Source organism: Polaribacter litorisediminis (genome assembly GCF_019968605.1).
GTDB classification, from domain to species: domain Bacteria; phylum Bacteroidota; class Bacteroidia; order Flavobacteriales; family Flavobacteriaceae; genus Polaribacter; species Polaribacter litorisediminis.
The window spans coordinates 1,185,265-1,197,035 of the sequence record NZ_CP082966.1 but is presented as its reverse complement, the minus strand read 5'-3'; the positions used below and the strand labels follow the sequence as shown (position 1 = coordinate 1,197,035).

The window sequence follows — 11,771 nt, the reverse complement described above, 5'->3', positions numbered from 1 at the left end:
AGACGAACGCTTGTATTTTAAAAGTATCTTTTAATTGGCGATGCCTTAAGAGTATCATGAAAATTAGAATAAATTGAGTTTATAAAATTGCGATCAACTAATAGTACTCCAAATTTTTGAACTTTTGGAGATTTGGATGAACGTGTTTTTAATGTTTATATTTTCTGGTTTGGATAAATTAGCATCCTCTTGTAAAACTGAGATTGCCGTATTTCTGGCAGCAACTAAAATTTTAGAATCTTTAACCACATCGGCAATTTTTAAATTTAAAACACCACTTTGTTGTGTTCCCATTAAATTGCCAGGTCCCCTTAATTTTAAATCTACTTCTGCAATTTTAAATCCGTCTGTAGTTTCTACCATGGTTTTTAAACGCGTTTTAGTTTCTAGTGATACTTTATAAGTAATCACCAACTATAGAATAATGACAAATTATTTTGTAATTTGATAAAAGACACTAATTCACTAAGCAAATTTACTCTTAATTAAATTGAGGGATTATAGAATTTTAATACTCATTTCGTTAAATCCTTCATCAAGATTATCTGTACTTATAATATTACGTATCAATATTGCATCTACCCTAACCCAATAACTAAATCCAGAATCTAGGTTTTTAAAAAAAACCAATCCATTATTATCAGTAATTTGGGTTAAAGTAACTGCATTAACTTCATCCTTTGCATCACTCCTTGAACCAAACACTGTAACTCTAAGACCACTTCTTGGGTTTCCAGATAAGGTGCCAGAAACATAAACTTCTAGGTCTGATGATGAGATATTGGAGTCTTCTAATTCACATGATGTAACTGAAAAAAATATAGCAATTAGAAATGTTAGATTGAAAAGTCTACAATAAATACGATTTTTAATAAAAGTCATCTTAATGATTGGTTTGTTAATGTATTCGTTAACGGAAATATTACGATCCGTTGAAAGATTGATTGGGCAAGATACAACATAACTGGAGCAAAATAATTTATTACCTTTATTTAAAAAATTAAAAACCTAAATTACAGTGATCCACGACACAACAAGTATGACTTAACCAATAATATAAATATTTTAATTATACCAAAATTGATTTCTATTTGCTGGGTAAATAAAAAAAATTGGGAATGTAATTTGACCTCAAAAAAAAGATTATAAAGACAAACTCATATCTATAAGATAGAAAATAACGAAAGGATAACTTAAGACGTGTATAATTAATTGCAATGCTTCGAGCTTACTTTCAAAAATTCCCTCAGATTTTCTATTTGTTAAACTTAGTATTTAACCTGGTAAATAACCGAACACAAACATGTTATTAAATCTTAATCTTCAACTAATATTACTCCAAATTTTTGAACTTTTAGAGATTTGGATGAACGTGTTTTTAATGTTTATATTTTCTGGTTTGGATAAATTAGCATCCTCTTGTAAAACTGAGATTGCCGTATTTCTGGCAGCAACTAAAATTTTAGAATCTTTAACCACATCGGCAATTTTTAAATTTAAAACACCACTTTGTTGTGTTCCCATTAAATTTCCGGGTCCCCGAAGTTTTAAATCTACTTCGGCTATTTTAAATCCGTCTGTAGTTTCTACCATGGTTTTTAAACGCGTTTTTGCTTCTGCGGATAATTTAAAACTCGATAATAAAATACAATAACTTTGGTCTGCTCCTCGCCCAACTCTTCCGCGTAATTGATGTAATTGAGAAAGTCCAAAACGTTCTGAACTTTCAATAATCATAACACTTGCATTAGGTACATTAACCCCCACTTCAATAACAGTTGTTGCCACCATAATTTGAGTTTCATGCTTTACAAAACGTTGCATTTCATGCTCTTTATCGGCAGGTTTCATCTGCCCGTGCACAATACTTATTTGATATTTAGGCGTTGGAAACTCTCTAGAAACACTTTCATAACCATCCATTAAATCCTTATAATCCATAGCTTCAGATTCTTGAATTAATGGATAAACAATATAAATTTGTCTGCCTTTAGCGATTTCATCTCTCATAAATTTAAAAACAGACAAGCGATTGCTATCAAAGCGATGCACTGTTTTAACTTCTTTTCTTCCAGGAGGCAATTCATCGATCACAGAAATATCTAAATCGCCATAGACGGACATTGCTAATGTTCTTGGTATTGGTGTAGCCGTCATGACCAAAATATGTGGTGGCATCTTATTTTTCATCCAAAGTTTGGAGCGTTGCGCTACTCCAAATCTGTGTTGTTCATCAATAATTGCAATTCCTAAATTATTAAATTGTACTTTATCTTCTAATAAAGCATGTGTGCCAATTAAAATATGTAAAGTTCCGTCTTCTAAATGAGCATGAATTTCTCTTCTTTTCTTTGCTCTTACTGACCCCGTTAAAATATCAACCTTAATATTCATGCCTTGTAAAAGTTCTGAAACGGCGATATAATGTTGATTTGCTAAAATTTCTGTGGGTGCCATGATTGTAGCTTGAAAACCATTATCAATAGCTAAGAGCATCGATAATAGAGCAACGATTGTTTTTCCAGAACCCACATCGCCCTGCAAAAGACGATTCATATGCGCTCCCGATGCCACGTCTTTTCTGATTTCTTTTAACACTCTTTTTTGAGCATTCGTTAAATTAAAAGGTAATTTATCCGCATAAAATTCATTAAAAATAGCACCTACATTTTCAAAGATAAACCCTTTTATTTTTGTTTTGTTGATGAGCTTTTTTCTTACCAACTGCAATTGAATAAAGAATAATTCTTCAAATTTTAAACGGTATTGAGCTTTCGCCAAATTCTCTTGACTTTTCGGAAAATGAACATTTAATAAAGCTTCTTTTTTAGGCATCAAACTAAAATCGCCTATAATTTCTGGGGATAGACTTTCTTGAATGGTATCATAAACGATTTGCAGTAACTTTAGAACATAGCCCTGCATCAATTTATTGGAGACACCAGAGTTTGTTAATTTTTCTGTGGATGGATAAACCGGTTGCATTTTAGACTGCAACTTTTTTTTATATTCCTTCACCAACTCCATTTCTGGGTGTGGAATGCTAAAACTACCGTTGTAATGATTTAATTTTCCATACACCACATAAGGTTCATTTACTTTTAAGGAATCTTTAATCCATTTTTGACCCCGAAACCAAACCAACTCCATCGTTCCGGTAGCATCTTGAAAAGTAGCTACTAACCTACTTCCTCTTTTTTGTGCGATCTCATTTACTCGTGTTATTTTTCCAACAATCTGAACTTCGGAAGCACTGGGTTGTAAATCTTTAATTTGATAAAATTGTGTTTTATCGATATACCGAAACGGAAAAAAATTGAGTAAATCGTTGCATGTTTTTATACCTAATTCAGAATATATAAGACCCGCTCTTTGCCCACTAATGCCAGGAATATATGTAATGGGTTTGTTTAAAATCAATTTGCTATGAATATAAAGAACGAAAATACTAAATTCGGAGTAAATTTTTTGTCGTAGTAGTCGCTATTTGAAAGAAAAAAATCATCATTTTATTTTTCAGTAATTTGAAAACAGAACTGGTATTAAATAAATTAAAAAAGTCCCTTATAATCATTGATTATAAGAGACTTTAAATATCATTAATAAATTCTAATTGATATAAATTCTATTCCTTCTTTATGAATTCTACTATCTAAAAACAACTTTAGAAGTTCCGTAATTTACTTCAGCACTGTTTACTTGTAATACTATGACACCTGTTTTCACTTTAAAGTCAAACTCTAATTCGTTTTTACCCGCTGTTAATTGTGCTTTGCCTCTATAAATTACCTTTCCTGTAATGTCTGATAAGGTTACCGTAGCTTCTGTATCTGTTTCACTGAATAATAACAGGTGGACTTCCTAGTAATTTTGTGACTAATTTTCTTAGGCCGCTTTGTTAAAAATTCCTTTTAATTTTAATTCCATTTCTAAAGGGGTTCAATACCCTAAATTCCTTTTTTAAGGCTTTTAATTCTTGCGCTTCTGCAGATAGTACTTTCTTTTTAGAAAAATCACCAGACCTTGCTGCAAACTCTCGTTTCCAGCGACTAATCATACCTGGGTTTAAACCATATTCCTCTCCTAGTTCCTTTGGTTTACTTCCAGATTTTAATAGTTCTACTAGCATAACCTTAAACTCGTTATCACGTTTTTTTGCCATAATCTAATGTATAAATATTTAGGGACTCTAAAAAATAGTCACATCAAAGGTAGACACTCCAAAATCTTTAGTCCTGCTTAGGTAGGACTTTTTTTGTGCTATATATTTAACGTAAATCTTCTTTTATTTCTCGTACATTTGCAAATTATTATCAAACAAAAAAATGAGATTACATAGAAATTTAACCTTTGCTGTCATAGACAGCATTAGAGATATATTTAACGAGGGCGTTTACGCAGACAAAGCAGTAGAAAAAGCGCTTAAAAGGGATAAACGTTGGGGAGCAAGAGATCGAAAATTTGTGGCAGAAACCATTTATGATATTGTTCGTTGGAATCGTTTATATGCAGAAATTGCAGAAGTAAAAGCACCTTATGACCGAGATAATATTTGGAGATTGTTCTCTGTTTGGTGTATTTTACGTGGAATTGCATTACCAGATTGGAATCAGATTGGAGACGTTCCTGAACGAAGAATTAAAGGTCGTTTTGCCGAACTTTCTAAAACCAGAAAATACCGAGAATCCATTCCTGATTGGATGGATGAAATGTGCCTTTCTGAATTAGGTGAAGCACTATGGACCAAAGAAATAGCCGCTTTAAACGAACAAGCGAGTGTAATTTTAAGAACAAATACATTAAATATTTCTAAAGAGATACTCCAAAAAAAATTAAAAGCAGAAGGCGTAGCAACCGAATTTGTGCCGCATCACCCAGATGCTTTAGTATTGCCAGAAAGAGCGAATGTTTTTAAAACAGAAGCTTTTCATAACGGTTTTTTTGAAGTACAAGATGCTTCTTCTCAATTGGTGGCAGCCTATTTAGATGTAAAACCAGGAATGAAAGTGGTAGATACCTGTGCTGGTGCGGGCGGAAAAACGCTGCATTTAGCATCTTTAATGGAAAATAAAGGTCAAATTATTGCCATGGATATTTACGAAAGTAAACTCCGAAAATTAAAAGTAAGGGCTAAAAGAAATAAAGCACATAATATAGACATGCGTGTGATCGATTCTACAAAACCGATTAAAAAGCTATATGGCAAAGCAGATAGAGTTTTAATTGATGCTCCTTGTTCTGGCTTGGGTGTTATCCGAAGAAACCCGGATTCTAAATGGAAGCTGCAACCCGAATTTATTGAGAATATCAAAAAAGTACAACAAGAAATTTTACAAAGCTATGCTAAAATCGTAAAACCTGGTGGAAAAATGGTGTATGCAACCTGCTCTATTTTACCTTCAGAAAATCAAGAGCAAGTTCACACTTTCTTAACATCAGAATCCGGAAAAGATTTTACTTTTGTTTCTGATAAAAAAGTATTTGCTCATATTTCTGGTTTCGACGGATTTTATATGGCTCTTTTAGAAAAAAAACAATAATATTATGATTAAAAAATTACTTACACTTACAATTACTTTACTTTCATTTACCGTTACTTTTTCACAAGAAACGTATTATAATGATGTAGACTTAACGCTAACCGGAATTGCTTTAAAAGACGCCTTAGCAACTAAAATTACTGCAACACACACTAATTTTTTAGTATATACTCCAGGAGTTTGGGAGGCATCTAAAGTTACCGATGTTAACCCAACAAATTCTTCTGAAATACTATTAATCTACGGCTATGAAAATGGCTCTGATGGCAGTATAGACAATGATAGAGAAAGAGGTATTAATAATAATGGTGGTGGAAATAGCGATTGGAATAGAGAACATGTTTTTGCGAGATCTTTAGGAAATCCGAATCTGGGAACTACGGGTCCTGGTGCAGATGCGCATCATTTAAGACCTTCTGACCCAGGTAGAAATTCTTCAAGAAATAATAGAAAATTTGGTAGAGGCACTGGAAACTCTGGTTTTTCAACAGTCGATTTTCATGATGGTTTAGATGGACCAAATACTGCTGCTTGGTATCCTGGTGATGAATGGAAAGGTGATGTTGCAAGAATGATGATGTATATGTATGTTCGCTACGGATCCGTTTGTTTGCCTACTGCCGTTGGGGTTGGTAGCACTCAATTTACTCCAGATGAAATGATTGATTTATTTCTAGTTTGGAATATAGAAGACCCAGTATCTGACTTTGAAAAACAAAGAAACCCTTTTCATGAAAATACAAACAATACGTACGCTCAAGGAAATAGAAATCCGTTTATAGACAACCCTTATTTAGCAACAAGAATTTGGGGTGGAGATTCTGCCCAAGATCTTTGGGGAATTTATACAAGTAGCGATACGGAAGCACCAACAGCACCAACTAATTTAGTTGCAAGTAGTGTCAATATAACCAATTTTACAGTTTCTTGGACTGCCTCTGATGATAATGAAGCTGTTACAGGATACAATGTTTATGTTGATGGAGTTTTAACAGAACAAACTTCGAATACCACTGTAACCATAAGTGGTTTATCTTCTAATACAACATACACCATTACAGTTTTAGCAAAAGATATTGCAAATAACCAATCTGCTTTAAGTACTCCGCTAGAAGTTACTACATTAGAAGATACAGAAGCACCTACTACACCTGCAGAAATAGTCGTTAATAATATTTCTGATACCGCTTTTACTATTAGTTGGTCAGCTGCAACAGATAATTCAGAAGTAGCTTCATATGATGTATATTTAGATGGAAGTTTAAATACAAACACGATTAATTTAACACATACTTTTACAGGCTTAGTAGTTGGTACAAGTTATAGTGCATACGTAATTGCTAAAGATGCGGCTGGTAATTCATCAGCGCAATCAGCAACAGTGAATGCAACTACAGTGGCTAGTTCAGGTGTTGCATCAGAATTATTTTTCTCTGAATATGTAGAACCTGCAACAGGTAATAATAAAGCCTTAGAAATTGTAAATCTAACAGGAAGTACAGTTAGTTTAGCTGGCTATTCTATTAAAAAACAATCTGATGGTAGTGGCCCTTGGGTAGATGTTTTTGATATCTCAAACGGATCCGTTAATACTATTATTCCAGGTGATGTATTTGTAATTACACATATTGATGCTGCAGACCCTATTCTAGTTGCTGAATCTGATTTAGTAGGACCACCAAATATTGATACCAACCCTAATCGATTTGGTTCTCCTTTAAACTTTAATGGAAATGACCCAATTGGTTTGTTTAAAAATGATGTTTTAATTGATGTGGTTGGTGAAGTGAATCAAGGAAGTTCATATAACTTTATACAAAATATTACCCTAAGAAGAAATGCCAATGTAACTGGACCAAGTACAACTTATAATGAACAAGCAGAATGGACATTCTTTGATGCTGATAAATTTGACGGAATTGGTTTTTTTACGAGTAGTTTAAGTACAGAAAATAATCTTTTAGACACTTTTAAAATGTATCCAAACCCAACAAATGGAAATTTTATAACGATCAAAACAACATCAAATACCAATGTTACAATCTACAATACTTTAGGAAAAGTCGTAAAAACTACTCTTGTAACTGCCAATAAAAATAGTATTGACATCTCTAATTTATCAAAAGGTGTGTATTTTGTAAAGTTAAAAATTGATCAAAAATCAATAACTCAAAAATTGATTAAAAATTAATAGATTTTTTTAAATAATATATTAAAAAAGACTGCCTTTATGAGGTAGTCTTTTTTTTGGGGTTCATAAACAAGTGAATAACTCCTTAACTTCACCTAAATTAATTATTCGTATTCAATTGAAAAAAAGTAAATTTGCATTTTACAACAACATACCAAAAACACGATAATGATTCATTTTTTCGGAGATATAAAAAGTAAAATATTTGCTGTTCAAACAACTAAGAAATTAACAAAAACTACGACTGATAAATTGACTTGGTTATTTGGGAATCAACCAAAAATAGAAGATGTATCTATTAAAGCCAATTTTGTCGGACCAAGAGCCGCAATGATTACTCCTTGGAGCACAAATGCTGTTGAAATTACTCAGAATATGGGGATTAAAGACATCATCAGAATTGAGGAATTTAAAGCTGTTTCTGAAGATTTTACAGATTTTGATCCTATGATTTCCGAGAAATTTAAGGGTTTACATCAAGAATCATTTACAATCAATATGCAGCCAGAAGCTATTTTAAATATTGATGACATTGCTGCTTACAACCAACAAGAAGGTTTGTCTTTGAGTGATGAAGAAGTGCAATACCTAGAAAGCGTAGCAACTAAAATAGGAAGAAAATTAACAGATTCTGAAGTATTTGGATTCAGTCAAGTAAATTCAGAACACTGTAGACATAAAATCTTTAACGGAACTTTTGTGATTGATGGCGAAGAGCAACCTACTTCCCTATTTAAAATGATCAAAGAAACTTCAAAACAATTTCCAAACGATATTGTATCAGCATATAAAGATAATGTTGCCTTCATTAAAGGACCTAACGTAGTACAGTTTGCTCCTAAAACAGCAGACAAACCCGACTTTTACGAAACAAAAGAATTTGAATCTGTCATTTCTTTAAAAGCAGAAACACACAATTTTCCAACCACTGTAGAACCTTTTAATGGCGCTGCAACAGGTTCTGGAGGAGAAATTAGAGACCGATTAGCAGGCGGAAAAGGTTCTTTGCCTTTGGCCGGAACAGCGGTTTATATGACTTCTTACTCTCGTTTAGAAGCTGCTATCGATGCTGTTAAAAACACAAGATATTGGGAAAATAAATTTGAAGCTAGAGATTGGCTGTATCAAACACCAATGGATATTTTAATAAAAGCATCCAACGGAGCTTCTGATTTTGGAAACAAATTTGGTCAACCCTTAATTGCAGGTTCTGTACTTACCTTTGAGCATGAAGAAAACGCTGCTTCCAGTGCTTCAAAACCTAGAAAATTAGGATATGATAAGGTGATTATGCAAGCTGGCGGAATTGGCTATGGAAAAGCCTCACAAGCATTAAAAGATACTCCGAAAGAAGGCGATAAAATTGTGATTCTAGGTGGAGAAAATTATAGAATCGGAATGGGTGGCGCAGCAGTTTCATCCTCAGATACGGGTGAATTTGCTTCTGGAATCGAATTAAACGCAGTACAACGTTCTAATCCAGAAATGCAAAAACGTGCCGCAAATGCAGTGCGTGGCATGGTAGAAAGTGACGAAAACTTTATTGTCTCTATTCACGATCATGGTGCTGGTGGTCATTTAAATTGTTTATCTGAATTAGTAGAAGATACAGGAGGAAAAATTGATTTGGATAAATTACCTGTCGGAGACCCAACCTTATCAGCAAAAGAAATTATTGGGAACGAATCTCAAGAAAGAATGGGCTTAGTCATTGCTGAAAAGCATTTAGAAACTTTGCATAAAATTGCTGATAGAGAACGTTCTCCTATTTATGATGTGGGTGAAGTTACAGGAGATAACCGTTTTACTTTTGAATCTAAATCTTCAGGCAAAAAACCAATGGATTTAGCGCTAGAAGACATGTTTGGTTCCTCCCCAAAAACGGTAATGACCGACAAAACGGTGGTAAGAAATTATAAAAACCCACGGTATAAAACCAAAAATTTAAAAATCTATTTAGAACAAGTTTTACAGTTAGAAGCTGTGGCGTGTAAAGATTGGTTAACAAATAAAGTAGATCGATGTGTTGGCGGAAAAGTTGCCAAACAACAATGTGTTGGACCTTTACAAATTCCGTTGAACAATGTTGGCGTCATGGCGCTAGATTATCATGGCAAAGAAGGCGTTGCAACTTCTATTGGCCACGCTCCTATTGCTGGTTTAATTAATTCAGCAGCAGGAAGTAGAAATGCGATTACAGAATCTTTGACAAACTTAATTTGGGCACCTTTAAAGGACAATTTAAAGAGTGTTTCTTTGTCTGCAAATTGGATGTGGCCTTGTAAAAATGAAGGTGAAGATGCTCGTTTATATAACGCTGTAAAAGCAGTTTCAGAGTTTTCGATGCGTTTAGGAATCAATGTTCCGACAGGAAAAGATTCTTTATCCATGAAACAGAAATACAAAGATGATGAAGTAATAGCTCCTGGAACGGTCATTATTTCTGCAGCCGGAAATTGCAATGCAATTTCTAAAGTTGTAGAACCTCTTTTACAAATTGATTGCGGAAACATCTATTATATTAACATTTCTCAAGACAATTTTAAATTAGGAGGAAGCTCTTTCAATCAAGTTTTAAATGCCATTGGAAATGAAGCGCCCGATGTAAAAAATAGTGACTTTGTAAAGAATACTTTTAATACCATTCAGGAATTAATTAAAGCTGATAAAATTACTGCAGGACATGATGTTGCTTCTGGGGGTTTGATTACTACTTTGTTAGAAATGTGTTTTGCAGATGTAGGTTTAGGTGCAGATTTTAACATCACCTCTCTAAACGAGGAAGATACTATAAAAGTGTTGTTTGCTGAAAATTCAGGAATTGTTTTTCAAGCAGATGCTGCTGTAGAAACTATTTTATCAGAAAATAATATTGAGTTTTTTACTATTGGTACTGCCAACAATTCAGGAACGGTAAACATTAAAAATAATGAAGATAACTTCTCTTTTAATGTTGCTGAAATGAGAGATGTTTGGTATAAAACTTCTTTTTTATTAGATCAAAAACAAACTGCAAATGGTTTGGCACAAGACCGATTTGATAATTATAAAAAGCAACCTTTAACTTATAAATTTCCAGAAAATTTTACAGGTAAACTTCCTGTGATTACCAATGATAAGAAACAACCTCGTCCTAAAGCAGCTATTATCCGCGAAAAAGGTTCAAATTCTGAACGTGAAATGGCAAATGCCATGTATTTAGCTGGTTTTGACGTGAAAGATGTGCACATGACCGATTTAATTTCTGGACGTGAAACACTTGAAGATATTCAGTTTATTGGTGCTGTTGGTGGTTTTTCTAATTCTGATGTATTAGGCTCTGCAAAAGGCTGGGCAGGTGCATTTTTATACAATGCAAAAGCAAAAAAAGCACTAAAAAACTTCTTTAAAAGAGAAGATACTTTATCTGTTGGTATTTGTAATGGTGCACAATTGTGGATGGAATTAGATTTAATCAACCCAAAACATAAAGTGCATGGTAAATTGATTCATAATGATTCTAAAAAGCATGAAAGTTCATTTACCTCGGTAAAAATTCAAGAAAATAATTCCGTAATGCTTTCTTCTTTAGCAGGAACAGAATTGGGGGTTTGGATTTCTCACGGAGAAGGAAAGTTTAATTTACCAGAAACCGAGGAAAACTATCATATTGTTGCAAAATACGGTTTTGAAGGCTATCCTAACAACCCTAACGGTTCCGACTTTAATACAGCAATGCTATGTGATGCCACTGGTCGACATTTAGTAACCATGCCCCATATAGAACGTTCTACTTTTCAATGGAATTGGGCAAATTATCCTGCAGGACGAAAAGACGAAGTTTCTCCATGGTTAGAAGCTTTTGTAAATGCAAAAAATTGGATAGACAAAAAAGAGTAACATTATTCCTCTAAAAAACCTCACAAATTTCAAAATCTGTGAGGTTTATTTTTAGTTTAAATTATGGTCAAAAAATCAAATGTTTATTCTTTTTGATTTTTATACAAAAAGATATACTATGGCGAAATCTCTCCAAAAAATGCTGCTTTGACCAGCAATCT

Annotated in this window: 5 protein-coding genes and 2 pseudogenes; 3 read left to right on the top strand and 4 right to left on the bottom strand. The window is 33.3% G+C overall.

Translation table 11 applies throughout. The features are described 5' to 3' along the window. Window positions 1-93 precede the first annotated feature (93 nt). The 4 genes and pseudogenes from K8354_RS05160 to K8354_RS05145 form a co-directional block, all read right to left on the bottom strand. Window positions 94-414: pseudogene (locus K8354_RS05160) on the bottom strand (ATP-dependent DNA helicase RecG); the annotation flags it as partial. 84 nt (window positions 415-498) lie between these two features. Next, window positions 499-882 carry a hypothetical protein gene (locus K8354_RS05155; protein ID WP_223445966.1) on the bottom strand — a complete coding sequence of 128 codons (384 nt, stop codon included), beginning with the start codon at window positions 880-882 and terminating at the stop codon, window positions 499-501. Window positions 883-1,323: 441 nt separating this feature from the next. After that, on the bottom strand, window positions 1,324-3,420 hold the full coding sequence (gene recG, locus K8354_RS05150; RefSeq protein ID WP_223445964.1) for an ATP-dependent DNA helicase RecG: 2,097 nt from the start codon (window positions 3,418-3,420) through the stop codon (window positions 1,324-1,326). 496 nt (window positions 3,421-3,916) lie between these two features. Next, a pseudogene (locus tag K8354_RS05145) lies at window positions 3,917-4,162 on the bottom strand (transposase); the annotation flags it as partial. 163 nt (window positions 4,163-4,325) lie between these two features. Between K8354_RS05145 and K8354_RS05140 the strand changes: the two are divergent. The 3 genes from K8354_RS05140 to purL all read left to right on the top strand — a co-directional run bounded on the left by K8354_RS05140 (window position 4,326) and on the right by purL (window position 11,610). After that, entirely contained in the window at window positions 4,326-5,540 is a 1,215-nt protein-coding gene (locus K8354_RS05140) for an RsmB/NOP family class I SAM-dependent RNA methyltransferase (RefSeq protein WP_223445962.1), read from the top strand. A gap of 4 nt (window positions 5,541-5,544) precedes the next feature. Beyond that, window positions 5,545-7,731, top strand: a complete 2,187-nt coding sequence (locus K8354_RS05135; RefSeq protein WP_223445960.1) for an endonuclease — start codon at window positions 5,545-5,547, stop codon at window positions 7,729-7,731. 168 nt (window positions 7,732-7,899) lie between these two features. After that, window positions 7,900-11,610 carry a phosphoribosylformylglycinamidine synthase gene (gene purL, locus K8354_RS05130; protein ID WP_223445958.1) on the top strand — a complete coding sequence of 1,237 codons (3,711 nt, stop codon included), beginning with the start codon at window positions 7,900-7,902 and terminating at the stop codon, window positions 11,608-11,610. The last annotated feature ends 161 nt before the right edge of the window (window positions 11,611-11,771 follow it).

Coding starts and splice junctions, on each gene's coding strand:
- K8354_RS05140 (WP_223445962.1), top strand. CDS start 4,326: ATGAGATTACATAGAAATTTAACCTTTGCTGTCATAGACAGCATTAGA.
- purL (WP_223445958.1), top strand. CDS start 7,900: ATGATTCATTTTTTCGGAGATATAAAAAGTAAAATATTTGCTGTTCAA.
- K8354_RS05135 (WP_223445960.1), top strand. CDS start 5,545: ATGATTAAAAAATTACTTACACTTACAATTACTTTACTTTCATTTACC.
- K8354_RS05155 (WP_223445966.1), bottom strand. CDS start 882: ATGACTTTTATTAAAAATCGTATTTATTGTAGACTTTTCAATCTAACA.